22 protein-coding genes are annotated in these 26,363 nt (G+C 61.4%); 14 read left to right on the plus strand and 8 right to left on the minus strand.

What is annotated here, in order from left to right:
* Window positions 1-140 precede the first annotated feature (140 nt).
* From cpdA to ACIGEK_RS06270, 7 genes are all read left to right on the plus strand, one after another.
* The gene (cpdA, locus tag ACIGEK_RS06240) at window positions 141-962 is read left to right on the plus strand and encodes a 3',5'-cyclic-AMP phosphodiesterase (protein WP_397492461.1); all 822 of its coding nucleotides are present in this window, start codon (window positions 141-143) and stop codon (window positions 960-962) included.
* Window positions 963-1,027: 65 nt separating this feature from the next.
* A complete protein-coding gene (locus ACIGEK_RS06245) occupies window positions 1,028-1,639 on the plus strand; it encodes a YqiA/YcfP family alpha/beta fold hydrolase (RefSeq protein ID WP_397492462.1) in 612 nt (203 codons plus the stop codon).
* A 15-nt stretch (window positions 1,640-1,654) separates the two neighbouring features.
* On the plus strand, window positions 1,655-3,559 hold the full coding sequence (parE, locus tag ACIGEK_RS06250) for a DNA topoisomerase IV subunit B (RefSeq protein ID WP_397492463.1): 1,905 nt from the start codon (window positions 1,655-1,657) through the stop codon (window positions 3,557-3,559).
* Window positions 3,559-4,542, plus strand: coding sequence for an esterase-like activity of phytase family protein (locus tag ACIGEK_RS06255; protein WP_397492464.1), 984 nt, complete (start codon window positions 3,559-3,561; stop codon window positions 4,540-4,542). Before parE ends, ACIGEK_RS06255 begins: the two co-directional genes overlap by 1 nt.
* On the plus strand, window positions 4,539-5,063 hold the full coding sequence (locus ACIGEK_RS06260) for a TIGR02281 family clan AA aspartic protease (protein WP_397492465.1): 525 nt from the start codon (window positions 4,539-4,541) through the stop codon (window positions 5,061-5,063). The genes ACIGEK_RS06255 and ACIGEK_RS06260 overlap by 4 nt, the downstream gene beginning before the upstream one ends.
* Before the next feature lie 7 nt (window positions 5,064-5,070).
* On the plus strand, window positions 5,071-7,329 hold the full coding sequence (gene parC, locus ACIGEK_RS06265) for a DNA topoisomerase IV subunit A (protein WP_397492466.1): 2,259 nt from the start codon (window positions 5,071-5,073) through the stop codon (window positions 7,327-7,329).
* Between the two features lie 157 nt (window positions 7,330-7,486).
* A complete protein-coding gene (locus tag ACIGEK_RS06270; RefSeq protein ID WP_397492467.1) occupies window positions 7,487-8,197 on the plus strand; it encodes a membrane integrity-associated transporter subunit PqiC in 711 nt (236 codons plus the stop codon).
* Between the two features lie 53 nt (window positions 8,198-8,250).
* Here the strand turns inward: ACIGEK_RS06270 and ACIGEK_RS06275 are convergent, their stop codons facing one another.
* Window positions 8,251-9,792: a histidine kinase gene (locus ACIGEK_RS06275; protein WP_397492468.1), complete on the minus strand. Its 1,542-nt coding sequence runs from the start codon at window positions 9,790-9,792 to the stop codon at window positions 8,251-8,253.
* 174 nt (window positions 9,793-9,966) lie between these two features.
* Here ACIGEK_RS06275 and serB point away from each other — a divergent pair, with 174 nt between their 5' ends.
* Window positions 9,967-11,181, plus strand: a complete 1,215-nt coding sequence (gene serB, locus ACIGEK_RS06280) for a phosphoserine phosphatase SerB (RefSeq protein ID WP_397492469.1) — start codon at window positions 9,967-9,969, stop codon at window positions 11,179-11,181.
* Window positions 11,182-11,234: 53 nt separating this feature from the next.
* On the opposite strand, the gene ACIGEK_RS06285 is transcribed toward serB, so the two are convergent.
* From ACIGEK_RS06285 to ACIGEK_RS06305, 5 genes are all read right to left on the minus strand, one after another.
* A complete protein-coding gene (locus ACIGEK_RS06285) occupies window positions 11,235-13,304 on the minus strand; it encodes an EAL domain-containing protein (RefSeq protein ID WP_397492470.1) in 2,070 nt (689 codons plus the stop codon).
* A gap of 64 nt (window positions 13,305-13,368) precedes the next feature.
* Window positions 13,369-15,174 carry a molecular chaperone gene (locus ACIGEK_RS06290; RefSeq protein ID WP_397492471.1) on the minus strand — a complete coding sequence of 602 codons (1,806 nt, stop codon included), beginning with the start codon at window positions 15,172-15,174 and terminating at the stop codon, window positions 13,369-13,371.
* 233 nt (window positions 15,175-15,407) lie between these two features.
* Entirely contained in the window at window positions 15,408-16,268 is an 861-nt protein-coding gene (gene asd, locus ACIGEK_RS06295) for an archaetidylserine decarboxylase (RefSeq protein WP_397492472.1), read from the minus strand.
* 37 nt (window positions 16,269-16,305) lie between these two features.
* The gene (locus ACIGEK_RS06300) at window positions 16,306-17,121 is read right to left on the minus strand and encodes a rhodanese-like domain-containing protein (protein WP_397492473.1); all 816 of its coding nucleotides are present in this window, start codon (window positions 17,119-17,121) and stop codon (window positions 16,306-16,308) included.
* 44 nt (window positions 17,122-17,165) lie between these two features.
* Complete coding sequence (locus ACIGEK_RS06305) at window positions 17,166-18,680, minus strand: HDOD domain-containing protein (protein WP_397492474.1); 1,515 nt, start codon at window positions 18,678-18,680, stop codon at window positions 17,166-17,168.
* Window positions 18,681-18,799: 119 nt separating this feature from the next.
* Between ACIGEK_RS06305 and motA the strand changes: the two genes are divergently transcribed.
* Together motA and motB are read left to right on the plus strand one after the other, a co-directional pair.
* Window positions 18,800-19,651 (plus strand): flagellar motor stator protein MotA, encoded by an 852-nt coding sequence (motA, locus tag ACIGEK_RS06310; protein WP_397492475.1) that lies wholly within the window; start codon window positions 18,800-18,802, stop codon window positions 19,649-19,651.
* A gap of 8 nt (window positions 19,652-19,659) precedes the next feature.
* Window positions 19,660-20,673, plus strand: coding sequence for a flagellar motor protein MotB (gene motB / locus ACIGEK_RS06315; protein WP_397492476.1), 1,014 nt, complete (start codon window positions 19,660-19,662; stop codon window positions 20,671-20,673).
* A 49-nt stretch (window positions 20,674-20,722) separates the two neighbouring features.
* Here the strand turns inward: motB and rsgA are convergent, their stop codons facing one another.
* Window positions 20,723-21,754, minus strand: coding sequence for a small ribosomal subunit biogenesis GTPase RsgA (rsgA, locus tag ACIGEK_RS06320; RefSeq protein WP_397492478.1), 1,032 nt, complete (start codon window positions 21,752-21,754; stop codon window positions 20,723-20,725).
* Between the two features lie 119 nt (window positions 21,755-21,873).
* Here rsgA and ACIGEK_RS06325 point away from each other — a divergent pair, with 119 nt between their 5' ends.
* Window positions 21,874-22,647 (plus strand): class I SAM-dependent methyltransferase, encoded by a 774-nt coding sequence (locus ACIGEK_RS06325; protein ID WP_397492479.1) that lies wholly within the window; start codon window positions 21,874-21,876, stop codon window positions 22,645-22,647.
* Between the two features lie 40 nt (window positions 22,648-22,687).
* Window positions 22,688-23,230: an oligoribonuclease gene (orn, locus tag ACIGEK_RS06330; RefSeq protein ID WP_397492480.1), complete on the plus strand. Its 543-nt coding sequence runs from the start codon at window positions 22,688-22,690 to the stop codon at window positions 23,228-23,230.
* A 54-nt stretch (window positions 23,231-23,284) separates the two neighbouring features.
* Here the strand turns inward: orn and queG are convergent, their stop codons facing one another.
* Window positions 23,285-24,346: a tRNA epoxyqueuosine(34) reductase QueG gene (gene queG / locus ACIGEK_RS06335; protein WP_397492481.1), complete on the minus strand. Its 1,062-nt coding sequence runs from the start codon at window positions 24,344-24,346 to the stop codon at window positions 23,285-23,287.
* 60 nt (window positions 24,347-24,406) lie between these two features.
* Between queG and ACIGEK_RS06340 the strand changes: the two genes are divergently transcribed.
* Window positions 24,407-25,906 carry an NAD(P)H-hydrate dehydratase gene (locus ACIGEK_RS06340; protein ID WP_397492482.1) on the plus strand — a complete coding sequence of 500 codons (1,500 nt, stop codon included), beginning with the start codon at window positions 24,407-24,409 and terminating at the stop codon, window positions 25,904-25,906.
* Entirely contained in the window at window positions 25,894-26,355 is a 462-nt protein-coding gene (tsaE, locus tag ACIGEK_RS06345; protein WP_397492483.1) for a tRNA (adenosine(37)-N6)-threonylcarbamoyltransferase complex ATPase subunit type 1 TsaE, read from the plus strand. Before ACIGEK_RS06340 ends, tsaE begins: the two co-directional genes overlap by 13 nt.
* Window positions 26,356-26,363: the final 8 nt, after the last annotated feature.

Genomic DNA, 26,363 nt, shown 5'->3' on the forward strand with positions numbered 1-26,363 from the left:
GCGCATTATTCCGATACGCGCTAGCCTTACGATGGGCGTTGGATTTACAGCGGGCGTTCTGTGATCTATTCCCCTTTCGCGGGTTTACCGCCCGCAGGGCTAGCCAGCATAATTCACGCATTCCGCTCAAGGAGAAGGTCTTGCCGGGCGCGTCGACTAAAACCACTGCTGTTGATCGCTCGGTACTGCTGGTGCAGTTATCCGATAGCCACCTGTTTGCCGATGGGGCGGGCAAGCTATTGGGTATGGATACCCAGGACAGCTTGCAGCGGGTGATTGAGCGTGTGCTGCAAGAGCAGTCGCAGATTGACCTGATCCTGGCCAGTGGCGACCTCTCGCAGGACGGCAGTGCTGAGTCCTACCAGCGTTTTCGCGAGATGACCGCTGTCATCCCCGCGCCCGCGCGCTGGTTCCCTGGTAATCATGATGAAGTACCGGCCATGCAGGCGGCTTGCGTAGACAGTGATCTGCTCGAGCCGGTGATTGACCTGGGCAACTGGCGCGTGACTCTACTCGACTCCTCGATCCCCGGCGCAGTGCCCGGTTACCTGAGTGAACAGCAGCTTGCCTTGCTTGAACGCGCGCTGAGCGAAGCGCCGGATCGCCATCACCTGATTTGCTTGCATCACCATCCCGTGTCCATCGGTTGTAAATGGATGGAACCCATCGGACTGCGCAACCCGGATGCCCTGTTTGCTGTGCTGGAGCGTTTCAGTCAGGTGCGTGCGGTGCTCTGGGGGCATATCCATCAGGAGCTCGATCAGCAGCGCGGCCCGATTCGCCTACTGGCGTCGCCCTCAACCTGCGTGCAGTTCGCCCCAGGCAGCGAGGAGTTTCAGGTGGATAAAACCGCACCGGGCTATCGCTGGTTGCGCCTGTTTGATGACGGTCGCCTGGAAACCGGTGTGTCGCGGGTGACGGGAATCAAGTTCGAAATCGATTACACCATCAAAGGCTATTAAAGCCTTTGATGGTGCTTGGTTAACCGGTTGCAGCCGGTCGCCGCAACCGGTTAGCCTCCCGCCCCATGACCACATCTATTCTCTATATTCACGGGCTTAACAGCTCGCCGGCGTCGCTCAAAGCCAGCCAGTTACAGCGCGCCATGGCGCAGCTGGGCCTGGCCGCGCAGCTGCGGGTGCCCGCCTTGCATCACCATCCGCGTCAGGCGATTGCCCAGCTCGAAGCACTGATTGCCGAGCTTGGTCGGCCCGTGCTGGTTGGCAGCTCTCTGGGCGGCTACTATGCGACCCACTTGGCCGAGCGCCACGGGCTGCCGGCGCTGTTGATCAACCCGGCGGTGCGCCCGCATCTGCGTTTCGATGGATACCTAGGCCCGCAGAAGAACTATTACAGCGATGAAACCTGGGAGCTGACTGCCGATCACGTAGCGGCGTTGGCTGAGTTGGACGTCGCCACGCTGCAAGACCCGGCGCGCTATCAGGTGTGGCTGCAGACCGCCGATGAAACCCTTGATTACCGTGATGCCCAGGGCTATTACCGCGCTAGCGCGCTGCGTATCCAGGCCGGTGGCGATCACGGTTTTCAGGGCTTTACCGAACGCCTGCCGATGCTTTTCGCTTTCGCCGGTATTCCTCGCCATCTGTGGCAGGATATCGACTTTTCCGCTCTCAATTGACGAACAAGAGACCCCATGGCCCAGCAAGGTTCTAGCTCTTACAACGCCGATGCCATCGAAGTCCTTTCCGGCCTCGACCCGGTGCGCAAACGCCCGGGCATGTACACCGACACCAGCCGGCCCAACCACCTGGCCCAGGAAGTCATCGACAACAGCGTCGACGAAGCACTGGCCGGGCATGCCAAATCGATTCAGGTGATCCTGCATGAGGACAACTCCCTGGAGGTGCTCGACGACGGTCGCGGCATGCCAGTGGATATTCACCCGGAAGAGGGCGTGCCAGGGGTTGAGCTGATCCTCACCAAGCTGCATGCCGGTGGCAAATTCAGCAACAAGAACTACCAGTTCTCCGGGGGGCTGCATGGCGTGGGCATCTCGGTGGTCAACGCGCTGTCGACCAGCGTGATCGTCACGGTTAAACGCGACGGCAACGAGTATCAGATGAGCTTTGCTGACGGCTACAAGGCCAGCGATCTGGCCGTCGTCGGCACGGTGGGCAAGCGCAACACCGGGACCAGCGTGCACTTCTGGCCGGATGCCAAGTATTTCGATTCCTTCAAGTTCTCCGTCAGCCGGCTCAAGCATGTGCTCAAGGCCAAGGCAGTGCTCTGTCCGGGTCTCTCCGTCAGCTTTGAAGACAAGGCCAGCGGCGAGAAAGTCGAGTGGATGTACGAAGACGGCCTGCGTTCCTACCTGGTTGATGCGGTCAGCGAGTTTGAACGCCTGCCTAATGAGCCCTTCTGCGGCAGCCTGGCGGGTAACAAGGAGGCGGTGGATTGGGCGCTGCTGTGGCTGCCAGAAGGCGGCGACGCGGTGCAGGAAAGTTACGTCAACCTGATCCCCACCGCTCAGGGCGGCACCCACGTCAACGGCCTGCGTCAGGGCCTGCTGGATGCCATGCGCGAGTTCTGCGAGTTCCGCAGCCTTCTGCCGCGCGGGGTCAAGCTGGCCCCGGAGGATATCTGGGAGCGCATCGCCTTTGTCCTGTCGATGAAGATGCAGGACGCGCAGTTCTCCGGGCAGACTAAGGAGCGCCTGTCGTCCCGTGAGGCGGCCGCGTTCGTCTCCGGCGTGGTCAAGGATGCCTTCAGCCTGTGGCTGAACGGTCATCCGGAACTCGGCCAACAGCTCGCAGAGTTGGCGATCAGCAACGCCAATCGCCGTCTCAAGGCTGGCAAGAAGGTCGAACGCAAACGTATTACCCAAGGTCCGGCGCTGCCGGGCAAGCTGGCTGACTGCGCTGGCCAGGACCCGATGCGCTCCGAACTGTTTCTGGTCGAAGGTGATTCCGCCGGCGGCTCGGCCAAGCAGGCTCGGGACAAAGAGTTCCAGGCGATCCTGCCGCTGCGCGGGAAGATTCTGAATACCTGGGAAGTCGATGGCAGCGAAGTGCTGGCCAGCCAGGAGGTGCACAACATCGCCGTGGCGGTTGGCCTCGATCCGGGCTCCAGCGACCTCTCGCAGCTGCGTTACGGCAAGATCTGCATCCTCGCTGACGCCGACTCCGATGGTCTGCACATCGCGACTTTGCTCTGCGCGTTGTTCGTCCAGCATTTTCGCCCGTTGGTGGATGCGGGTCACGTCTATGTCGCTATGCCGCCGCTGTACCGCATCGATCTGGGCAAGGAGATTTTCTACGCGCTGGATGAAGCCGAGCGCGATGGCATTCTCGACCGTCTGGTGGCTGAGAAGCGCCGCGGCAAACCGCAGGTCACCCGTTTTAAAGGCCTGGGTGAGATGAACCCGCCGCAGCTGCGCGAAACCACCATGGACCCCAATACCCGGCGTCTGGTGCAGCTGACCCTGGAAGACTATCCGGGCACCCAGGAAATGATGGACATGCTGCTGGCGAAGAAGCGTGCGGGCGATCGTAAATCCTGGCTGGAGTCCAAGGGGAACCTGGCCGAGGTGTTGCTCTGATGCAGCGGCTGTTGGCTGTCTGCATATTGCTCTGCGCACCCTTGCTGGCGAGCGCGACGGCGCTGGAAGAGCTGCAACTGCTTAACGAGCAAGCGGTCAGTGGCATCAGTGGCGGCAACCTGTCCGGCCTTGCCTGGTGCGATGGCGCGCTGTGGGCGGTTTCTGATCGCGATGATCAGCAACTGTATCGCCTGGAGTCGGACGAGTCGCAGTGGCAAGCCACAGCCGAGACCTTTGTCGCGCCGCCTGCGCCGGATGTGCGTTTGCCCTGGGGGCTGCGCATGCGCAGCTGGGTCGCCGGCCTGGTGCGTGGTGGTGAGCTGGATTTCGAGGGCATCAGTTGTGACGCCGCCGGTAATCGCTACCTGGTCAGTGAGGCCAATGCGGCGGTGCTGCAGTTGCCAGTTATGGGCGAACCCAACTGGCTGAAACTGCCCCAGAACCTGGTGCGTCAGGCGCGCGCCAGTGGCATGTTGTTGCACTACAACTCGCTGTTTGAGGGCATTGCCGTCGATCCAGCGGGTGAACGCCTGTACCTGGCAGCCGAGCGCATGCGCCGTGGCTTGCTGGTGGTGCACAAACAGCGTGCCATCTGGCGTTGTACCGGTGGCTGCGTGCTGTTTAGCGAGGCAGGCTCGGAGCCAGCGCCGGAGCAGCTAGGAGCGAAAGAGCAGCCGCGGGATTTCTCCGGGCTGGCCTTCCATAACGAAAAGCTTTTCACCCTTGAGCGTCAGGCGCACCGCATTTGTCGGCGCAGCCTGAGCAATGGTCAGGTTGAGAAGTGCTGGTCGTTTGCCGCTGAAGCGCTCACCCCGGAGCGCCTCTATCCGCCGTCTTATGGGCTGGCCGAGGCGCTGTGGGTGGATCAGGGCGGCGCCTGGGTTGGTGTTGATAACGGCCGTTTCAGTCGCGCCGATGGTGAGTCGCGGCCGATTATCTGGCGTTTTGCCGCACCCAAAGGCGGTTGGGGCAGCAAGCCGTGAGTGAACAGCCTGCAGGTAAGCGTGCCGGGCGCGTGATGCTGGTGCTGGCCTGGGGTGCTGCGTTACTGCTGGCGACCAAGTTCTTTGGCGACTGGGAAGATGAGCAGCGCAACCCCAATCGCACGCCCGAGTCGCTGCATGGCAGTGGCTATGTCGAGGTGCACCTGGCCAGCAGCCGCCAGGGCCACTATATGGCTGGCGGCAAGATCAATGGCGAGGAGGTGACCTTCCTTCTCGATACCGGCGCGACGCAGGTTGCGGTGCCGATCGAAGTGGCGCAGCGCCTGGGTTTGCAAGCCGGTGCGGCGATCACTATCAGCACCGCCAATGGCCGCGCCACAGCGCACCGTACGCGCCTGCAGCGTTTGCAGCTGGGCGATATCGTACTGACCGATGTAGAGGCTTTGATCGCACCCGGCATGGGTGGCGATGACGTATTACTGGGTATGAGTGCCCTGAAACAACTCGAATTTACCCAGCGCGGTGGCACCTTGATGCTGCGCCAATCAACCTTGCAATGAGGCACGCATGAGCGAATCCCTCGATTTGAGCCTGGACGGTGTTGAACGCCGTTCCCTTGCCGATTTTACCGAGCAGGCTTACCTCAATTACTCCATGTACGTGATCATGGACCGTGCGCTGCCACATATCGGCGACGGCTTGAAGCCGGTGCAACGGCGCATCGTCTACGCCATGAGCGAGCTGGGCCTGGACGCCGACTCCAAGCACAAAAAATCGGCGCGTACCGTCGGTGACGTGCTCGGTAAGTTCCACCCGCACGGCGATAGCGCCTGCTACGAAGCCATGGTGCTGATGGCGCAGCCGTTCAGCTACCGCTACACCCTGGTCGACGGTCAGGGCAACTGGGGTGCGCCGGACGATCCCAAATCCTTCGCTGCCATGCGTTACACCGAAGCACGGCTGTCGCGTTATTCGGAAGTCCTGCTCACTGAACTGGGCCAGGGCACTGTGGATTGGGTGCCGAACTTCGACGGCACCATGAATGAGCCAGCGACCCTGCCAGCACGCCTGCCGAACATTCTGCTTAACGGCACCACGGGTATCGCCGTGGGTATGGCCACCGACGTACCGCCGCATAACCTGCGCGAGGTTGCGTCGGCCTGCATTCGCCTGCTGGACGAGCCTAGCGCCACGGTCGAGCAGCTGTGTGAGCACATCCTCGGGCCGGACTACCCAACTGAAGCGGAAATCATCACCCCGCGCGCGGATCTGCTAAAAATCTACCAAACCGGCAAGGGCTCGGTGCGCATGCGCGCCGTGTACCGCGTTGAGGACGGCGATGTTGTGGTCACCTCGCTGCCGCATCAGGTTTCCGGGGCCAAGGTGCTGGAGCAGATTGCTGCGCAGATGCAGGCGAAGAAGCTGCCGATGGTCGCCGATCTGCGTGACGAGTCGGACCATGAGCACCCGTGCCGTATTGTGATCATCCCGCGCTCCAACCGGGTGGATGCCGATGAACTGATGCAGCACCTGTTTGCGACCACCGAGTTGGAGTCCAGCTACCGGGTCAACACCAACGTTATCGGCCTGGATGGCAAACCGTCGGTAAAGGACCTGCGCACCCTGCTCACCGAGTGGTTGCAGTACCGCGTCGGCACCGTACGCCGTCGTTTGCAGTTCCGTCTGGACAAGGTTGAACATCGCTTGCACCTGTTGGAAGGCCGCTTGATTGCCTTCCTCAACCTCGATGAAGTTATCCGCATCATCCGCACCGAGGACTCACCCAAGCCGGTGCTGATGGAGCGCTTCGGCCTTGCCGAGATTCAGGCCGAGTACATCCTAGAGACCCGTCTACGCCAGCTGGCTCGCCTGGAAGAGATGCAGATCCGTGGCGAGCAGGAAGAGCTGGCCAAGGAGCGCGACAAGCTGCTGGTCCTGCTGGGTAGTGAGACCAAACTGAAGAAACTGGTGCGTCAGGAAATTCTGGCCGACGCCGAGAAGTACGGCGACGACCGCCGTTCGCCGATCGTTGCTCGCGCCGAAGCCAAGGCGCTCAGTGAAACCGAGTTGATGCCGACCGAGCCAGTGACCGTGGTGATCTCGGAAAAAGGCTGGGTACGCTGCGCCAAGGGCCACGATATCGACGCGACTGGCCTGTCGTACAAAGCCGGTGACGGCTTCAAGACGGCCGCGCCGGGCCGCTCAAATCAGTACGCGGTGTTTATCGACTCCACTGGGCGCAGCTACTCGCTGGTCGCGCATTCACTACCGTCCGCCCGTGGTCAGGGTGAGCCGCTGACTGGGCGCCTGACGCCTCCGCCTGGTGCAACCTTCGAATGTGTGCTGCTGCCGGATGACAGTGCGCTGTATGTGATCGCCTCCGATGCCGGTTACGGCTTTGTGGTCAAAGGCGAAGACCTGCAGGCCAAGAATAAGGCCGGCAAGGCCCTGCTCAGCCTGCCAGCCGGCGCCCTGGTGGTGCCGCCGAAACCGCTGGCTAACCGTGAAGAAGATTGGCTGGCGGCAGTGACCACCGAAGGTCGTTTGCTGCTGTTCCCCGTGCGCGATTTGCCGCAGCTGGGCAAAGGCAAGGGCAACAAGATCATCGGCATCCCCGGTGAGCGGGTCGCTTCGCGTGAGGAATACCTCACTGATCTGGCCGTGCTGCCGGCAGGCAGCACCCTGGTATTGCAAGCCGGTAAGCGTACCCTGTCGCTCAAGGCCGATGACTTGGAACACTACAAAGGCGAGCGCGGGCGGCGTGGCAACAAGCTGCCGCGCGGCTTCCAGCGTGTCGACAGCCTATTGGTCGAAACCCAGGGTTAGGTCGCAGAGCTGGGCCCGGCGCATGCAGGCACAGTGCTGCGCTGGAGTCGCGAGCGGCTTTCAAGGATGATACGCGGCCGTAAGGCGGGTCACGCAAGCGACCCGCCGGCACCTAATGTGTATGCACGCCGGCAGACTGGCCGGCTGGATGAGTAAGATGACTGCACTGCGTTTCCCCGGAGTTCTGCTGCTGGCCGGTGTGCTTGGCCTGGCGGGTTGTATGCGTTATCAGCAAGCACCGCTGTACCAGCTTGATAGCGGCGATATTCGCGTTCCCGTAGCCGAGCAAGGCATTGCCGTGCTGCTTGGGCCGGTGGCGATTGCCGATTACCTGCAACGCGAAGCCCTGTTGCAGCGTCAGGCCGACGGCAGCCTGACCGCCGCCGATGATGCGCGTTGGGCCGGCAGCCTGGCCGCTGATATCGATCAGCAGTTGTTGCGCCAACTGGCCTCTCGCCTAGACAGCCAGCGCCTGGTGCTGGCACCGGGTTCTGCCGGATTTGTACCGCAGTTCCGTCTGGGCTTGTCGATTACTCGACTGGACTCCGGTCCGCAGCGTCCAGCCGTGCTGGAAGCGCAGTGGCGCTTGGCTGGTGTCGATGGAACGTTACTCGATGGGCGTCTGGTCAGGCTGGAGGAGGCCCATAGCGGCACCATCGTCGATCAGGTACGGGCGCAGAGCCTGGTGGTGCAGCAGTTGGTCGAACAATTGGCCGTCGCCGTCGAAACCCACGGTACGCCAGTGCCGCCCGTAGTCGCGCCGGCACCCGTGCGCAAACCTGCGCCGATAAAGCCTGCGCTGCCCGCGCCGCCACGTATTCCGGTGGTTGAACCGATGCGTGGTGAAGGCGAAGTGTTCCGCTTCTAAGCGCCGCCAACAAAAAAGCCCGCCAATCAGGCGGGCTTTTTTGTTGGCTCGGATTAATTGCTTTCGTGCATGCGCGCCAGTTGGCGCTCCAGCAGCGATGGATAGGGTTCCAGCAGACGTTCAACACAGCAAGCGCCTTGTGGGCTGGCGATGGCGCGAATGCGCGCGCGCTGGCGGACCAGGGTGTCGTCGGCAATGCTGCGCTCGACCAGCAGCAGGTTGCGGCTGTGCTGTGACAGCGCCAGGGCGTTCTGCGCCGTTTCACTGAGCAGCAGGTCGCCCTGGCTGAGGTCACTGAGGTTTTCACCCAGCGTCAGGCCAAGCTGCAGTTGCAGGGTGATGCCGCTGTCCGCCACTTCGATCTGCAGGGCGTGGCCCAGGGCGCGCATCAGTTCTCCGCAGCAGATGGCGTGGGTCAGGTAGTCCTCGCCGATATCCAGTTGGTGAAACAGCATCAGGCTGCTGCCGTCGCTGAGGGTATGCAGCTCGCCCTGATACAGGCTCGCAGCCCGATCCAGGCAGTCACGGTAGCGCTGCAGTAATTCCATCAGGCGGGTGCGCGGCAGGCGGCGCAATTGTTCCTGTGCGCCCAGCTGGATCGCCAGCACGGCGCTGGGCAGCGGTTGTTGGGGGGCAGGTGCTGTGACGGGCTCCTGTTCGTCGTGATCACGCAGCTCGGAGAATGGATCATCCACTGCGCTCTCGGCGTATGGCTGGTCATCGCGATGCAGTGGCTCGACTGACTCGTCGCGCTCATCGAAGCGGTCATCGTGCAGGTTGCGCACTTCAAAGTCCGGCTCATCATCGAACGACTCTGGCTGGTAGTCGTAATCATCCTGGGCGACCGGTTCATCGTCGTAGAACGGCTCTTGCTCTTCCTCTTCTTCTGGCAGTGCCGGCTTTTCCGGTACCAGGCGTGCTTGCAGCTGGCGCGCCAGGTCGCCGATTTCATCCTGGCGGCCAGCACCTGGCGCAGGATCATCCGGGTCACGCAGCCATACCCGCAGTTGCAGCAGCGGCGTGGAAATATGCCGCCCCAGGCGCATGCTCAGGCTTAGGGTCAGAGCCAGCAGGATCAGGCTGAGAATGCCCATGCTCTGTAGGCTGATGGTCATTGGCTGTTGGAACTGCTGCATGTCCAGGCTGATGCGCAGCTGCCCGGCGATCACCTCCTGAAAGGTGATCGGTGTTGAGTACAGCCCTTCGGTTTCACCCAGCATGCTCTGGCTCGGGCGCGAGCCGGCCTCAGCAAGGATGCGGTTATCCACGCTGTAGATGGCGGCGTGGGCCACCAGTGGGTTTTTCACCAGGTTGTTGAGTAGGACGTTGAGACTGAGGATGTCGTTAGACACCAGCAGTTCGGTCGCCGAGGCGGCCGTCTGAATAATCAGGCTGGTGCCCAGGGCTTCGGCCTGCTGCTGCATGGCATGCTTGAACTGCATGCCGATCACCCAGCCATAGATCACCAGGGCCAGGGCCACCAGCAACAGGCTATGGCTGACAATGCGCAGTGCCAGGGGGATGCGCCGTTGGCGCAGGGCCTGGAACAGCAGGAGGAAGAAATTATCGGGCTTTACGGGGGCGGGCCGGTTCACAGAGCTCGGCTCATGTCGACTGTAGTTGGCGCGCAGTATAGCGGCGCCCCTGCAGCGGGCAAAGCGCCGTGCGTGGCTGTTTACCGCTGAAAATGGGTAGAATGTGCGCCTTTTCCACGGCTTGTGACCTGTTCAGCAAGCTGCTGCCCCTGACGCTGTACTGGAGACCGAGCCTTGCGCGAAATCGTCCTGATCAATATCACCGGCGAAGATCGCCCCGGTTTGACTGCCGCCATCACAGGCGTACTGGCCCAGGGCGGGGTGAATATCCTCGATATTGGCCAAGCGGTGATCCATGACACCCTGTCGTTCGGCATTCTGGTCGAGATCCCCGATACCGAGCGCGCTTCGTCGGTGCTCAAGGACATTCTCTTTACTGCCTACAAGCTTGATCAGCAGGTGCGCTTTACCCCAGTGTCCGAGGCGGATTATCAGCAGTGGGTCAGTGGCCAGGGTAAGGCTCGGCATATCGTCACTCTGCTGACCCGCAAGGTCACTGCTGAGCAATTGCAGCGCGTCAGTGCGATTACCGCGCGTTATGACCTGAATATCGACCATATCGATCGCCTATCCGGGCGTATGTCGCTGGATATGCCGGCCGAGCAGGGCAAGGGCTGCATCGAGTTCTCGGTGCGTGGCGAGCCGGCTGATCCAGCAGCGTTGCGCGCTGAGTTCCTCAGCGTGGCGCAAGAGTTGAACGTTGATATCGCCTTTCAGCAGGATTCGCTGTATCGACGTAATCGCCGTCTGGCGGTGTTCGACATGGACTCGACGTTGATCGAAGCTGAGGTGATCGACGAGCTGGCCAAGGCCGCTGGTGTTGGCGAGCAGGTATCGGAAATTACCGAGCGCGCTATGCGCGGCGAACTGGACTTCGCTGCCAGCTTCCGTGAGCGCCTGGCGCTGCTCAAAGGCCTGCCGGAAACCGTCTTGGCGGACATTGGCGCCTCGCTGCGCCTGACCGAGGGCGCGGAGACGCTGTTTAGCGAGCTGCGCCGTTTGGGTTACAAGACCGCGATCCTGTCCGGCGGCTTCACCTACTTTGCCAAGCAGCTGCAAGCCAAGCTGGGTATCGACTATGTGTTCGCTAACGAGCTGCAGATCGTCGATGGTAGGGTCACCGGTGTGGCGGTAGAGCCAATTGTTGATGCCCAGCGTAAGGCCGACCTGCTGCGTGAGCTGGCTGCCAAGGAAGGGTTGCGTCTGGAGCAGACCATCGCCGTCGGCGATGGCGCCAATGATCTACCGATGCTGGCCATCGCCGGACTTGGTGTGGCGTTCCGCGCCAAGCCGCTGGTCAAGCAATCGGCCAAACAGGCGATCTCGACCTTGGGTCTGGATGGCATTCTCTATCTGCTGGGCTTTCGCGACCGCGACGGCCTGGAGTAAAACGCAGGTAAACAAAAGCCGCCCTTGGGCGGCTTTTTGCTGCCTGTGCGGCCTTACTCGTCCCCGGCCGAGAAGTCGTAGTCCATCGACTGGCTTGGCCCCTGCAGGTAATGCCCCTGGATATAGTTGACCCCGGCCTGCCAGAGAGTGGCCAGCACGCTGGCGCTCTCGACAAAGGGCACGATGGTTAGCTTGGCCTGGGAATGCAGGCTGGCCAGCAGGGTTTTTAGTGCTTCCTGGTTTTCCGCTTGGCTCAGGTCTTGGGAGAAGGAGCTGTCGACTTTGACGAAGTCGATATGCAGGTGCTTGAGCGTGTTGAACGGATTCAGCGAGCAGCCGAACTGGGTCAGTGCGGTTTTACAGTGCAGCTCGTTGAGGCCCTGAGTGATGGCCTTGGCCTGCTTCAGGTAGGCAATCGCATCCGGCTCGCTGAACTGGAATACCAGCGAGTCCGATGGCAAGCGTGCGGCCTTAAGGGCCACGCTGAGCCACGGCAGCAGGGTTTGATCCTGGAGGCTGGCTGTCGACAGGTGCACGAACAGGCGGGTGTTATGGCCTTTGCTGCGGTGGTCGGCAAGCAGTTTGATCGAGTTTAGGATCACCCAGCGGTCGATCTTCTCGGCAAGCCCGGCCTCTTTTGCCGCACTGAACAGTTCTGTCGGCGGTACCTCTTCGCCCTGTGGGCCGATCAGGCGCAGCAGCGCTTCATAGTGTTCAAAGCTGTCGCCACGCAGACTGATGATCGGCTGGAAGAGCAGGCGGAAGCTGTTCTTCTCCAAGGCCTGCTGAATCATCGCAACGATATTGCCGCGGCTTGCCGCTGCAGCAAGCTCGTCGGCTGGATTGAACAGCTTGATCGCGTTGCCATCGCTCAGCTCGTCGGCGCAGCGGTGGGCGCGGTCGACCACTTCCTGGGCCTTGGCGGTTTTTTCGTTGAGTCCGGCTACGCCAATCGACAAGGTGCTCTGCACGGTGCGGCCGCTCACGTCGAACAGGTGACCTTCGACCTTTTTCAGTAGGCTGCTCAGGTGCTCGCGAGTGCTTTCCGGGTTTACGCCGGGTTGCAGTACGGTGAAGACGTCATCGCCAAAACGCGCCAGCTGCGCGTCGGCGCTGAAGTACGCGCGCAGCAGATTGGCCAGGTCGGTGAGGAGAATGTCGATGCCCGCCAGGCCGATATCGGCGAGCAGGCTGGCGTAGCGATCGACCCGTATGTAAGCGAGGCTTGACGGCTGGCCTGCGTTCACCGCGCGCTCGGCGGCATTGTCCATCAGCTCGAGGAAGTGGGTGCGGTTGAACAGGCCGGTGACCAAGTCTTGGCTGCTGATTTCACGCAGTTTTTCTTCCAGTTCGGCGTTGCCCGTTTCGGCGCGAATCACCACCTGGATACAGGGCTCGCCATCGTAGGTGGCGGGGGAGAAGCTCATTTGCGCCGGGAAGCTCTGGCCATTGGCCTTGATCCCTGCGCAATTGAGTTCGGCGCTGCCTTCGGCACTTTGATAGTTCTTCAGGAAGTCCTTGAAACTGGACTGGTCGCTGCTGCCGATCAGGTCGATCATCGGCATGCCTTCCAGCTCGTCGGCATCTTCGTAGGCAAACAGCTCCAGATAAGCGCGGTTGGCGTAGATGTGCATGCCGTCGTGCACGTAGGTGATGGCATCAACGGAGCTGTCGAGCAGCAGCTGGCAGCGTTTTTCCGCTTCGCGTAGGGCTACTTCGGAGGCACGACGGGCGCGGCGCTCTTCCAGATTGGCCAGCTCGCGTTTGGCAACCAACACTAGGCGCTCGTCTTCACCTTGCGGCAGTGCGTCCTGAGCACCGAGCATCAGGGCTTCGGTGATGCTGTCGGAGTCGTTGTCGGCGAGCAGTTGAATCACCGGGATGTCTTTGGCCTGGCGACGAATCGCGCCAATCGCTTCATTCGGCGCGAGTTGCTCGCTGCTTGGCGCGCAGATCAGCAGGTCCCAGCTTTGCTGTAGAGCCTCGTTGAGGTCGTCGCTGGAACTCAGGCGATGCACGCGGGTTGCTCGTCCCGCATTGCGGAACAGGCTGACCAGGCGCTCGGCCTCGTTCTGCGAGTCTTCGAGTATCAGTAGCCGAATGGTTTTTTTATCAATGGCCATGGTGTGGTATCAAATCTGCGCCGAACGGGCGCGAAAAGGCGACAAAAGGGAGTGCGTCGGCAATCTACAGCGACTTCCAGAGTGAGTCAAAGTCTTCCTCCCCACCTGGCGTGCGGCTTTTCGGCGCTGTGACAGGCTTCCCGTGCTCACTGCTGATCTGCTCGACGCCACGGTACTCGAACTGGTTGAAACTGCCGGTGCTGGTTTGTCGACGGCTGAGTACTGCACGATGTTCGTTGCCATTCAGGTTGATGCTGACCTTGTTGCCTTCCTGAAACGGCAGGCGCGCAGTAATCAGGCTGGCCGGTCGTGAAATGGCGCTGATTTCCGGCAGCAACAGGGCTCGCAGGTACTGGCTGTTCTGCTCGGCCTTGCGCACCAGTTGCAGGCCACAGGCCTGTGCGTGGGGGGCGATGAGTTCGATACCCATCTGCGTGCCGCCGCCACGTACCTGGCGAATCCAGCGCACTACGGCAATGCTCCAGCCCTGCTGCGGCAGACCTTGTACACCGAGCAATTCACCAGCCTGAAGCTGACTGGGCACGTCTTTCGGCCAGGACAGGCAATAGCCTCCCGGGCTGATATTGACGATGGTTACTTCGAATACCGGGTAACTCTCGGCATTGCTGTCGGCGCTGCTGCCAGCCATTTTCTCCGGTTTGTTGTACTGGATCTCTTCGAAGGGGAGGCCGTTTTCCCACTGGTTGCTCTTCTGCGCATCGAAGGCGTTCGACCAAACATCCGGTGCGCCGGTGTCGGCCTTGAATACCGCAGCATTGGTCGTCACCGGAAGCTGCAGTACTTCGTTGAACGGGCGTTTGCCGGCCAGGTAGAAATGCAGCGCGCTCATGCCGATGCACAGCGTCAATGCGCCCTGGCCCTGGCTGCGCTGGAAGGTGCGCTCGGCGATATCGCCCCAGGCAGCAGCCAGGTGCTGCAGCATGTCGTGACTGAAGCCTTCTGGCACTGTCAGGCGTGATTGTGCGAGGTTCTCGGCCGGCAGCAGCAGGTGTTCCTTGATGGCATCCACCAGCTGGCTGGGATCGATCCCTAGTGCTTTGTGCAGCTCGTTTGGTTGAAACAGCGAGATATAGCGGGGCGGGCCATCCAGCTGCGGCGCAATGGCGAACAGGCTGGAGGGCTCGTCCCCGGCCTGCAGGGTGGCCAGCGCGCTCCAGGGCTCGAGAACTTCGGCCAGGCGGGCGATAGCGCTCTGGCGCATCTGGTTGCAGCGCGCGCAACCGAGCAGCAGGGCAACCAGATAACTTTGTTCTGTGCTCAGACCTTGGGTGCGCAGGGCCTGGGTGTCACGAATCATGGTCTTGTGCAGGCCACGCGCCAGGGCCATCTGGTACAGCTGGTGTAGCTCTAGCCAGAGGCCTTCGGGAACCGGGCAGTACAGCTGGCTGGCGCGAATCAGCGGGCCGCACAGGCTGTGGGTGGCGCGTTGCAGGGCGACGGCAAGCAGTTGGTGGCGTTCGCGACCAGGCTGGGCGGCCAGGCGGGCGACGATCAGCTTGTAGCCGATTGCCAGGTGGTTCTGCAGGGCTTGGCAGAGGTTAGCAACCTTGCGCGGCCGCTCATCGAGGACGATGGCCTGGTTAAGGAAGTGTTTCTCCAGTTGTTTGCAGACGAAATAGATTTCCGGGCGGAGGATTTCCAGCAACTGCAGGCGATTTTCCGAGGGTGTCAGTAGCTGGTTGAGTTCGACGAGAGCCTGGTAAAGCTGGCGTGCGGTTTCACCGATATTGGCCTTGGGCAGGCCATCGACCCATTTTTTCAGATCACGAGGACTGGCTTCGCAGAATGACAGGCTTTGCTTATCCGGCGTGGTGACGCGCAGTAGCAAGTGAGAATTCTGTTTATCCATCTAAATCGGATACTCCACAGCACACGGGCAAGGCAGGTGAGTCTAGGAATTATGTTTCGACTCTAGCAGCATCTCGCGTGCCCCGCAGCCATGTCCTTGGCTGGGTTGCCAAGCTGGCGCGGCACACAAATCATCTGGAAGTCATTGTTGTGACTGGTTTTCGTGGTCAGGGGTTCCACCTGACCAGGCTTCCGGCGCCGTCTGCATGCGCTGACAGTGCCTGCGTTGGCGGGTTAGTCGCGTGGCGCGGCGAGGCGCTGGCCCATCTGTACCGGGCTGTTGGCAGTCAACTCTTCGGCCCACTGCACCTGTTCCGGGCCAAACAGTACGATGGCGGTGGAGCCCAACTTGAAGCGCCCGAGCTCTGCACCTTTCTCCAACACGATTGGCGCGCGTGCGGCTTCGTCGTAACTGAATGTTTTCAATGTGCGTTTTGGTGGCGTGACGAGGCCCGCCCAAACGGTCTCGATCGAGGCCACGATCATCGCGCCGACCAGCACCACGGCCATTGGGCCGCGCTCGGTGTCGAACAGGCAGACAACGCGCTCGTTGCGGGCAAACAGCTCAGGCACATTCTCCGCTGTGGTTTGATTGACCGAGAACAGCCGGCCTGGCACGTAGACCATTTCTTTCAGGGTGCCGGCCAGCGGCATGTGCACGCGGTGGTAGTCCTTGGGTGAGAGGTAGATGGTGGCGAAGTCGCCGCCCATAAAGGCCGCAGCGCGCTCAGTGTCGCCGCCCAGTAGCTCAATCACGCTGAAACTGTGGCCCTTGGCCTGGAATACCCGGCCTTGTTCGATTTTGCCTAGCTGGCTGACTGCGCCATCTGCTGGGCAGAGTATTGCGCCAGGGCTGCTGTCGAGCGGACGGGCACCGTCTTTCAGAGCACGGGTGAAAAAGTCATTGAAATGGGCGAAGGCGGTCAGATCTTCGACCTGCGCCTCGCTCATGTTGACCTGGTACTGCTTGGCGAACCAGCCGATCAGGCGGTTCTTGAACCACCCCGCTCGGCATTCGGCGGCGCAGCCGATCATGCGCGATAGCAGGTGGTGCGGCAGCAGGTACTGGCTGAGGATAAACAGGCGATCTTTCATTGATGTTCCTTAAAAGTGGCGGGCGGTCTGCGGGTACTTAGCGCTCGACCGGGGTGTCCGGGTGGTTGCCCCACTCGCCCCAAGAGCCGGCATAGGCTTTTACCCGTGGGTAGCCGAGAAGCTTGGCGACCAGGTAGGTAAAGCCGGAGCGGTGGTGGGTCTGGCAGTGGGTGATGATTTCTTTGTCGGCAGTAATGCCGAGACTGTTGAGTTGAGCTTGAATGTCGTGGCGAATACGCAGCGCGCGTGACGGATCCATGCCTGCGGTCCATTCGAAGTTGATGGCGCCGGGAATATGTCCGGCTTTTTTTGCCAAGGCTTTCTCGCCGCTGTATTCGCTTGGTGCGCGGGCATCCCAGATGGCCAGATCGGTAGCGCCCAAACGGCTTTGCAGGTATTCGCGAGTGGCGGTCGGTGCGGTGTGCAGCTGCAGTGCAGCAGCCTGTGTGCCAGCATCCGGCACTGTGGTGCTGAGCTCGCGCTCTTCTGCCAACCAGGCCGGCAGGCCGCCGTCCAGGTAGTGATAGTGCTGGTGGCCAATCACATCCAGCAGCCAGATAAAGCGTCCGGCCCAGCCGCCGCCTTCATCGTCATACACCACATAGACAGCATCGGGATTATGCCCCAGCTCGCCGAATAGTTGCTCAAGCTGCGCCTGCTCAGGCAGCAAACCGGGTGCTGGCGGCTGGCCCAGCTGGGTACGCTTGGGGTCGACAAAGTGTGCGCCTGGGATGTGGCCAGCGGCATAGTGCGCTTGGCTGGTCAGATCGACCAAAATCAGCTCGGGCGCATTTAGGCGGCTGGCCAGTTGGGCGGGTTCGATCAGCAAGGGCAACTCAGCGAAGGCGGTCATGCCGGGCCTCTTTTTACGGAAAGGATAGGATTGTAGCGGAAAGCCTAGCGGCCACGGGTGGCAAAGCTGGCTAGGGCGCGCTCAATGCATTGCACGGTTTTGCCAAAGCCTTGCACGCTGGCATCGCTCAGCGGGCGGCCGCCCTGGTCGGCGAAGATCAGCATAACCACACGGTTGTTGCTGGCAATTGAGCGAATCAGCAGGTGCTCGCTGGGGAACAGGCTTTTCAGCGAGCCGGGCAGCATGGCGGAATATTGCGCGATGTTGGCCGGGCTCAGTTTTAGTTGTGCGGGGGCGCTGAGTAGTCGGCGTAGCACCTGGCTTTGCTGTGGGTCAAGGCTGAGGCTGGCGGCGGCATTGTCCAGGCCACTCTGCTGCTGGGCGATCAGGCGTGTGTGGTTACGATCGGCCAGTAGGATCAGTACGCGTTGCATGCCGCAGGCCTGGGTTGCCTGATTGGCGCAGGCGGTGAGCTGCAGCACATTGGTAAACGCGCTGGGCTGGGCAAGCAGTTGCGCGCATTGCTGGCGCCACTCGCTGACGACCGCCGCCTTGGGCTGCTCGACTGTGGTTCGCAGGTGCCGCGCCTGCCACGGCCAGAGCAGCGCTTCGGCTGGGTGCCAGAGGTCGGTGCCGGGCATCTGCCGGGCACTGCTGACGGCGTTCTGATGCAGCAACTGCTGCACGTTATCGAGAGGCAGTTGCAAGAATAGGCCGGTCAGGCGCTGCCAACGCAGACTATGCGGGCTGTTCCAGGCGTAGTGCGCGGAAAGCGCCAGGCCGTTGGCCAGTAGAATGCTGTTGGCTGGTTGAGTCAGCCAACGGCGCAGGTTGCTGTCGGCATCAAGGATTTGTTGCTGTTGCAGTGGGTGTTCATTATCGCGGGCGATATGCAGGGCCTTGACCAGTAGGCGGCGGTCGCTGACCAGCAGTCTGTAACCCTGAATGATCCATTCCGGTAAATGCCACTGCTCGCTCAGGGCCAGGCACAGCTTCAGCAGCGGTACGCCCAGCAGCTCCTGTTCAACCTTGCTCGCCGCTTCGCCCTTAACCAGTACCCGCTGCTCCCAGACCTCGAATAATTCAGGATGGGCGGCGAGCAAGGTCCAGATCGGCGCGAGAAACAGCAGGCTGCCCCAGTGTACTTCCTGCCACAGCCGCGCCAGGCGGCCGGCAAACAGCCCATTAGCCTGGTGGCTGGCATGCTGGCTGATCAGCTGGATTTGTCGCAAAGCTATGGGTAGCTCTTGTTCAGGCAGAGCGGGCAAGGCATTGAGCAGGTCTTCGGTGCGTTTAATGCCGAGGCGGTTGATGGCTGCTTCAAGGCTTTCGGTTTGCTCGCTGAGCCCGCTGCTCTTGCGGTTGGCTTCACGCAATACGCTGAGTGCCAGGGCTGGGCAGCCCTGCATCAAATCCGCCAGTTCACGCATCGAGCGATTGCTATCTGCCAGGGCTCGGCGCAGCTTCAGCTGGCTGTCGCTGGAGGCAGGCAATAGCTGGCTGTCTAGCTGCTTGAGCCAGTCTGTGAGAGTGCGCGGGTAGTGGGCGGGCTTTGGCATGCGGGTTGAGACAAGCTGGCTTTTGACCTTAACTGGCTATAGTCTCGCGCAAAACTTCCGATAAATAGAAGGGTTGTTTTGCAAAGCCCCTTTCTACCCTCTCTGGCAAGTCTCTTTCTATGGCAAAAATCATCGGTATCATTGTTGTATTCGCCAGCGTTCTAGGGGGGTTTATCCTCTCTGGCGGCAAGTTTATGGCGTTGGTCCACCCCTTCGAAGTGATGATCATTGGTGGTGCAGCATTGGGGGCGTTTCTGCAGGCCAATCCCGGCAGCATGTTTATGCAGGTGTTCAAGAAGTCGCTGAGCATGTTCAGCTCGCGCTTCACTCACCACTACTACCTGGATGTGCTTAAGCTGCTTTACGAGATTCTCAACAAGAGCCGCCGCGAAGGCATGATGGCCATCGAGGCAGATGTTGAAGACCCCGCAGCCAGCCCGATATTCAGCAAGTACCCCGGTATCCTCAAAGATCAGCGGATGACATCTTTCATCTGCGATTACCTACGCATTATGTCGTCAGGCAACATGGCCCCGCACGAGCTCGAGGGGTTGTTCGACATGGAAATCACCAGCCTCAAAGAAGAACTCGAGCACCCGGCGCATGCTGTGGCGAAGATTGCCGACGGTATGCCAGCCATGGGGATCGTGGCGGCGGTACTGGGTATCGTGATCACCATGTCGATCCTCGCCGAGGCCGACAACGCGGAAATTGGCGAGAAGGTCGGCACTGCACTGGTAGGTACCTTCCTTGGGATTCTGGCGTCCTATGGCTTCTTTGGCCCGCTGGCCGGTTCGCTGGAGCATGACGCCAAGGAAGAGCTGAACGTTTATGAGGCAATCAAAGCCGGGTTGGTGGCCTCTGCCTCAGGTATGCCGCCGTCGCTGGCGGTCGAGTTTTCCCGCAAGGTGCTCTATCCAGCGCACCGTCCGAGTTTCAGCGAGCTTGAACAGGCTATGCGTGGGAGCTAAGGCATAGCATGGAAAACAACCAGCCGATTATCGTTAAACGGGTCAAAAAGGTTGCCGGCGGCCACCACGGTGGTGCCTGGAAAATTGCCTTTGCCGACTTTGCTACGGCGATGATGGCGTTTTTCATGGTCATGTGGCTGATGTCAGTGGCTACACCAGAGCAGAAAAAACTGATCTCCGGTTATTTCCAGGACCCTGTGGGCTTCTCGGAAAGCGCCAGCCCCTATGTGATCGACTTGGGCGGCACACCTACACCAGCTCCCGATCGCACCCTTAACCCTGAGCCGCAGGAAGAGCAGAGCCCGGCCGAGGATGCGCAGGCCGATGTCGATAAGCTGCAGGCCGAGTCGATAGCCGAAGAGGTCGAGCGCGAGCGGCTGGAGTTGTTGCTGCAGGAGTTGCAGAACAAGGTTGAGGAAAATCCTCAGTTGCAGAACTTCAAGGATCAGATCCTTTTCGAAATCACCCAGGATGGTTTGCGTATCCAGATCATGGATGCCGAGAACCGGCCGATGTTTGCTTCCGGCAGCGCGCGCTTACAGCCGTACTTCGAGGACATCCTGCTGGCCATGACCGACACCATCGCTGCAGTGCCAAACAAGATCAGCGTCAGTGGTCATACCGATGCCCAGCCCTTCGTCGGGCGTGGCGGCTATGGTAACTGGGAGCTTTCCGCTGATCGCGCAAATGCAGCGCGCCGTGTGTTAGTCGCGGGTGGCTATGATGACGAGCAGGTCGCGCGCGTGGTGGGTTATGCGTCGTCGGCCTTGTTTGATCGGGAGAATCCGCTTAATCCGGTTAATCGACGTATCGATATCGTGGTGCTGACGAAGAAGGCCCAGCGAGCCATTGAGGGCGCGCAGGGTGATGTCTCTGCGGACGGTGCGCCAACGACACCCGATGTAGCACCTGTTTCGCCAGATGCTGCAGTGCCCGGTGATCCGTTGCCTGATGGGCAGTTGCGCGAGCGTTTGAATATCTTCGAGGAAGGTGTGCTTCAGTTCGATCAGCCCGCTGAGTGAGCTACTGCCATTGGCACAAGGCCGCGACAATGTCGCGGCCTTGTGCATTTCAGTACTCGGCTTCTGGCAGGCTGGCCAGAATATGCCGATAACTGGCCATGCGTTGCGGGTGCAGGCGGCCGTCTTCCAGCGCCTTGAGTAGGGCGCAGCCTGGCTCGCGGTCGTGCTTGCAGTCGCGAAAGCGGCATTGGCCGATCAGGTCGTGAAGCTCGATAAAGCCGGCTTCGACATCATCACGGCTGACGTGCACCAGGCCGAACTCGCGAATCCCGGGGGAGTCGATCAGCTCGCCGCCGCCGGGAAAGTGGAACAGTCGCGCGGTGGTGGTGGTGTGGGTGCCTTTGCCGGTCAGCTCGGAGAGCGGCCCGACGCGGGTGTCGACTTCCGGTAGGAGGCTGTTGACCAGCGACGACTTGCCCACCCCGGACTGGCCGACAAACACGCTGACATGGCCATCGAGTTGCCGTTGCAGCTGTTGCATGCCGTCGCCGCCGTGGGCGGACACTTCCAGCAGCGGATAACCGAGCTCGCGGTAAACGCCGAGCATGCGATTGAGTGCCACGGCGTTCTGCTCATCCAGCAGGTCGGTCTTGTTCAGCAGCAGCAGTGGGCGGATGCCGGCGTGCTCGGCGGCGACCAGGTAGCGGTCGATAAGGTTGGCGTGAGGCTCGGGCAGGGGCGCGAAAACGATCACGATCAGATCGACGTTGGCTGCTACTGGCTTGAGCTGGCCGCGGGTGTCCGGGCGACACAGTTCGGTGCTGCGCGGCAGTTGCGCGACGATTACGCCAATGCCCTGGTTGCCGGCACGCCACACCACCTGGTCACCGGTGACCATGGTCGGCAGGTTGGCGCGCAAATGGCAACGGAATACCTGGCCGGCCAGTTCGCCATCCAGTGCTTCAACCTCAATCTGTACGCCGAAGTGGGCGATGACCAGGCCGGTCTGTTCTGGGCCGAGGTCACCGCCTTCAAGAATCTGTACAGCCTGTGACTCACGCTTGGCAGCGCGGGCGGCACGCTCGCCCTGGATTTTTTCGATACGCCAGTTTTGCCGGCGGTTGAGTTGGCGTTTGGCCATGGGTCTTCCGAGAGTTGAATTGCGCAATAAACGGTCGCGAGTCTAGCACGGGCTGCCTATTGAGCTGCTGGCGCGGCTAAACTGCGGTGCATCATCGGTCGGACGGTTCAGGAGTCTACATGCTGCGCGTTGTCCGCCAATATCCGGCGTTACTGGCCTTGTCTGCCCAGGTGGGCGCGACCGTGCTGGTCGGCCTGGCGCTGTATCTGACGGCCCAGCTGTCGCCATGGCGGCCGACCTGGCTAGCTGCAGGCCTGCTGCAAGGTTTGCTGGCTGCCACTCTGGCGCGTTACCTGTGGCTGTCGCGCTGGTGGTGCGGATTGAATCTACTGTTCGTCCCGGCGCTTTTGCTGGCCAGTGGTGCGCCGCTGCCTTCCTGGGTGTTTCTTGGCGGTTTTGTCCTGCTGTTGCTGCTCAATTGGAACAGCTTTGGCGAGCGAGTGCCGCTGTACCTAACGGGGGCCGGCGCTCGCCAGTATCTGCTCGGCGTACTGGGCGAGCAACCTGAGCACTTTCGCTTTATCGATCTGGGTTGCGGCCCGGCCGGCATGCTGCTGAGCCTAGCCCGGCAGTTCCCGCAGGCGCAGTTTGTCGGGGTGGAAACCGCACCGCTGTCTTTTCTCATCGCCTGGTTGCGCGCCTTGCCCCAGGGCAATTGTCAGATCCGTTATGAAAATCTCTGGCGCAGCGACCTGTCTGCGTTCGATGTGGTGTATTGCTTCCTGTCTCCGGCGCCGATGCCTGAACTGTGGGCCAAGGCCTGTGAGCAGATGCCGCTGGGCAGTCTGCTGATCAGCAACACCTTTGAGGTGCCTGGGCAGCCGGCGGATCAGCAGATCGAGCTGCATGACTGGCGCAAGTCACGGCTATTGTTGTGGCGCATGCGTGGCTGATTTATTCGCTAAACTGTCGGCCTTAGCCGAGGAGCGCAGCATGCAGAACCCGCAGAACCTGATCTGGATCGACCTGGAAATGACCGGTCTGGAACCCGAAACGGACGTCATCATCGAGATGGCCACCATCGTCACTGACAGCGACCTGAACATCCTCGCCGAAGGTCCGGTGATTGCCGTGCACCAGAGTGATGAGCTGCTCGCCGGCATGGATGAATGGAACACCCGTACCCACGGTGGCAGCGGTCTGACCCAGCGCGTACGTGAAAGTAAAATTGGCCCGGGCGAAGCGGAAGCCATGACCATTGCCTTCCTTGAACAGTGGGTGCCGAAGGGCAAGTCACCGATCTGCGGCAACAGCATCGGCCAGGACCGGCGCTTCCTCTACAAGTACATGCAGAACCTGGAGGCATACTTTCATTACCGCTACCTAGATGTCTCGACCCTGAAAATTCTCGCCGGTTTGTGGGCGCCGCAGGTCAAGGAATCGTTCCAGAAGCAGGGTACGCATCAGGCGCTGGATGATATCCGTGAGTCCATCGCTGAGCTGAAACACTACCGCCAGCACTTCCTCAAAGTCTGATGCATGAAAAAGCCCGCCAATGCGGGCTTTTTTCTGGGCACCGATATGTGTTTTCTAGAGGCCGTGACGTGCCAAGGCCCATTCAACATGCTCGCGCACCAGTTCGGAAGGGTGCTCGCGGCGCGCCTTGAGCGCTTCCATCACCGGGATACTGGAGGGCGCATTGCCTAGGCCCACCGCCAGGTTGCGCAGCCAGCGCTCGTAGCCGGCGCGGCGCAGCGGCGAGCCCTCGGTACGGCTAAGAAATTCGTCCTCGCTCCAGCCGAACAGCTCGGCCAGTTCAGTGTTGTCCAGGCTATGGCGCGGCTGGAAGTCGCTCTGCTCGGTGGGTTTGGCAAAGCGGTTCCACGGGCAGACCATCTGGCAGTCGTCGCAGCCGAACACCCGGTTGCCGATCGGTGCGCGCAGCTCTTCCGGAATTGAGCCCTTGAGCTCGATGGTCAGGTAGGAAATGCAGCGCCGCGCGTCCAGCACATAGGGGCCGACAAAGGCCGCGGTCGGGCAAATATCCATGCAGGCGGTGCAGCGGCCGCAGTGCTCGCTGGTGTGGGGTGGGTCGACCGGCAGTGGCAGGTCGACAAACAGCTCTCCGAGAAAGAAGTAGCTACCAGCCTTGCGGTTGAGCACCAGGGTGTTCTTGCCGATCCAGCCCAGCCCAGCCTGTTCGGCGATGGCCTTTTCCAGCACTGGTGCGCTGTCGACAAAGGCGCGATAGCCGAATGGGCCGATCTGCTGCTGAATGCGTTCGGCCAGTTGTTGCAGGCGTTTGCGGATTAGCTTGTGGTAGTCGCGGCCCAGGGCATAGCGCGACACGTAGGCTTTTTCCGGCTCACTCAGGCGCTTGACCATCTGTGTGTCGCCGGGCAGGTAGTCCATGCGCAGCGATACCACGCGCAGGGTGCCGGGCACCAGCTCGTCTGGGTGGGAGCGTTTACTGCCGTGAGCGGCCATGTAGTCCATCTCGCCCTGGTAGCCGGCATCCAGCCAGCGCTGCAAGTGCGCTTCGTGTTCACCCAGCTGCACATCGGTAATCCCGACCTGTTGAAAGCCCAGCTCGCGGCCCCAGTCTTTGATCGACTGGGCGAGGGCGGCAAGATCAAGATTGGCGCTGTTCATATGAAGACGGGTAACCGGAGCGGAGGTGGGTATAATTCTGCCAGACATCGGAGCCCACGCATGCCGCATTCGCCAGACAATCTTCCTCTGCCGCTGTACAGCGCCGCCCAGGTGCGCGAGCTGGATGCGCGGCTGATCGCTGCCGGCACTCCGGGTTTTGAGCTGATGAGCCGCGCCGCGCATGCCATCTGGCGTGCCTTGCGTAGGCGTTGGCCGGATGCAGGTGTGCTGACAGTGCTGGCCGGGCGCGGTAATAACGCCGGCGACGGCTACCTGGTGGCTGCTTTGGCGCTGCGCGCCGGCTGGCGGGTGCAGGTGCTGGCGGTGGGTGATGCGGCGCCGTTGCAAGGCGATGCCGCGTTGGCCCGTGATCAGGCGCTGGCCGCCGGCGTGCCGGTGCAGCCCTGGAGCGACTGCGCCGAGCTGCAAGGCGTGGTACTTGACGCTTTGCTTGGTACGGGCCTGCAGGGCACGGTGCGCGAGCCCTATGCTCAGGCCATCCGTCTGTTGAATACCGGCGATCTGCCTGTGTTGGCGGTGGATATCCCGTCCGGGCTTTGCGCTGATAGCGGCCAGGTGCTGGGCGTTGCCGTGCACGCGCAGCTGACGGTAACCCTGATCGGGCTGAAACTGGGCCTGTTTACCGGGCAGTCGGCGGATTATCTGGGTGAGCTGCAGTTTGACGATTTGCAGGCCGATTCGACTCTGGTCGCGACTCAGGCGTTTGCCGCACAACGCCTGGCGCAGGCCAGCTTGCCGCAGTTGCCGATACGCTCGCGCAACATGCACAAGGGCCAGTTGGGTCATGTGCTGGTGGTCGGCGGGGATCGTGGTTTCGCCGGGGCTGGTTTGCTGGCCGCACAAAGCGCGCTGCGCAGCGGTGCCGGGCTGGTTAGTCTGGCGACCCGCAGTGAGCATCTGCCGGCGGCGCAGGCGCGTCTGCCCGAGGTGATGGGCGCTGGTGTGGCCTCGGCCAATCAGCTGCTGGCCCTGGGCGCGAATGCCAGCGTCTGGGTGGTTGGCCCTGGTCTGGGGCAGGGTTCCTGGGGCCGCAGTTTGTTATCGGCGGCAGCGGTCAGCCTCGCTGCGCAGGTCTGGGATGCCGATGCGCTGAACCTGTTGGCGCAAGCGCAGGTCCAGTTACCGGCGAATGTCGTGCTTACTCCGCATCCCGGAGAGGCGGCGCGGCTGCTGGGTGTCAGTGCTGCCGAGGTGCAGGCCGACCGTCCGGCAGCCGCGCGCGCCCTGGCGCAGCGCTATCAGGCAGTGTGCGTGCTGAAAGGTGCGGGCAGCCTGATTGCCGCGGCGGATGGTCGTTTGTGGTTGTGTGATCGCGGCCATCCGGTCATGGCCGGAGCCGGCTTGGGCGATGTGCTGGCTGGGCTTATCGGTGCATTGCTGGCTCAAGGGCTGCCTGCGCTGGAGGCTGCTCAGCTGGCGGTCTATCTGCATGCTTGCGCCGGCGAGCGGTTGGCTCTGCAGGGGCGTGGCCTGGCGGCCAGTGATTTGTGTGCGGTTATTCGTGAATTGTTGCAGGAGCAGTCTGCGTGTCTGAATTAGAGCTGTTTGCCGCCGACGAAGAGGCAATGCTGGCGCTGGGTGCACGTATCGCCGAGGTGACCGGTGGCGTTGGTGTGATCTATCTGCATGGCGATCTTGGCGCCGGCAAAACCACCCTGTCGCGCGGGATTATTCGCGGGCTGGGGCATGTTGGAGCGGTGAAAAGCCCAACCTTTACCCTGGTGGAACCTTATGAAATTGGCGCATTGCGCGCCTTTCACTTCGACCTCTACCGTCTGGTGGATGCCGAGGAGTTGGAGTATCTGGGGATTCGTGATTACTTCGAAGGCGATGCCTTGTGTCTGGTCGAGTGGCCGCAGCGCGGTGCAGGCGTTTTGCCAAAGGCCGACATGGACATTACCATTAGCCCGCATGGGGCCGGCCGGGCCTTGCGTTTACATATGCAGGGTGAGCGCGGCGCCACCTGGCGTGCCGCTTTGGCCGTCTGAGCATGAAT

It is taken from the genome of Pseudomonas sp. NPDC079086 (assembly GCF_044542155.1).
Classification (GTDB): domain Bacteria; phylum Pseudomonadota; class Gammaproteobacteria; order Pseudomonadales; family Pseudomonadaceae; genus Aquipseudomonas.

Coding starts and splice junctions, on each gene's coding strand:
- ACIGEK_RS06290 (WP_397492471.1), bottom strand. CDS start 15,174: ATGGATAAACAGAATTCTCACTTGCTACTGCGCGTCACCACGCCGGAT.
- ACIGEK_RS06325 (WP_397492479.1), top strand. CDS start 21,874: ATGCTGCGCGTTGTCCGCCAATATCCGGCGTTACTGGCCTTGTCTGCC.
- orn (WP_397492480.1), top strand. CDS start 22,688: ATGCAGAACCCGCAGAACCTGATCTGGATCGACCTGGAAATGACCGGT.
- ACIGEK_RS06270 (WP_397492467.1), top strand. CDS start 7,487: ATGACTGCACTGCGTTTCCCCGGAGTTCTGCTGCTGGCCGGTGTGCTT.
- ACIGEK_RS06300 (WP_397492473.1), bottom strand. CDS start 17,121: ATGACCGCCTTCGCTGAGTTGCCCTTGCTGATCGAACCCGCCCAACTG.
- motA (WP_397492475.1), top strand. CDS start 18,800: ATGGCAAAAATCATCGGTATCATTGTTGTATTCGCCAGCGTTCTAGGG.
- ACIGEK_RS06255 (WP_397492464.1), top strand. CDS start 3,559: ATGCAGCGGCTGTTGGCTGTCTGCATATTGCTCTGCGCACCCTTGCTG.
- ACIGEK_RS06285 (WP_397492470.1), bottom strand. CDS start 13,304: ATGGCCATTGATAAAAAAACCATTCGGCTACTGATACTCGAAGACTCG.
- ACIGEK_RS06340 (WP_397492482.1), top strand. CDS start 24,407: ATGCCGCATTCGCCAGACAATCTTCCTCTGCCGCTGTACAGCGCCGCC.
- ACIGEK_RS06305 (WP_397492474.1), bottom strand. CDS start 18,680: ATGCCAAAGCCCGCCCACTACCCGCGCACTCTCACAGACTGGCTCAAG.
- ACIGEK_RS06245 (WP_397492462.1), top strand. CDS start 1,028: ATGACCACATCTATTCTCTATATTCACGGGCTTAACAGCTCGCCGGCG.
- queG (WP_397492481.1), bottom strand. CDS start 24,346: ATGAACAGCGCCAATCTTGATCTTGCCGCCCTCGCCCAGTCGATCAAA.
- rsgA (WP_397492478.1), bottom strand. CDS start 21,754: ATGGCCAAACGCCAACTCAACCGCCGGCAAAACTGGCGTATCGAAAAA.
- motB (WP_397492476.1), top strand. CDS start 19,660: ATGGAAAACAACCAGCCGATTATCGTTAAACGGGTCAAAAAGGTTGCC.
- asd (WP_397492472.1), bottom strand. CDS start 16,268: ATGAAAGATCGCCTGTTTATCCTCAGCCAGTACCTGCTGCCGCACCAC.
- parC (WP_397492466.1), top strand. CDS start 5,071: ATGAGCGAATCCCTCGATTTGAGCCTGGACGGTGTTGAACGCCGTTCC.
- parE (WP_397492463.1), top strand. CDS start 1,655: ATGGCCCAGCAAGGTTCTAGCTCTTACAACGCCGATGCCATCGAAGTC.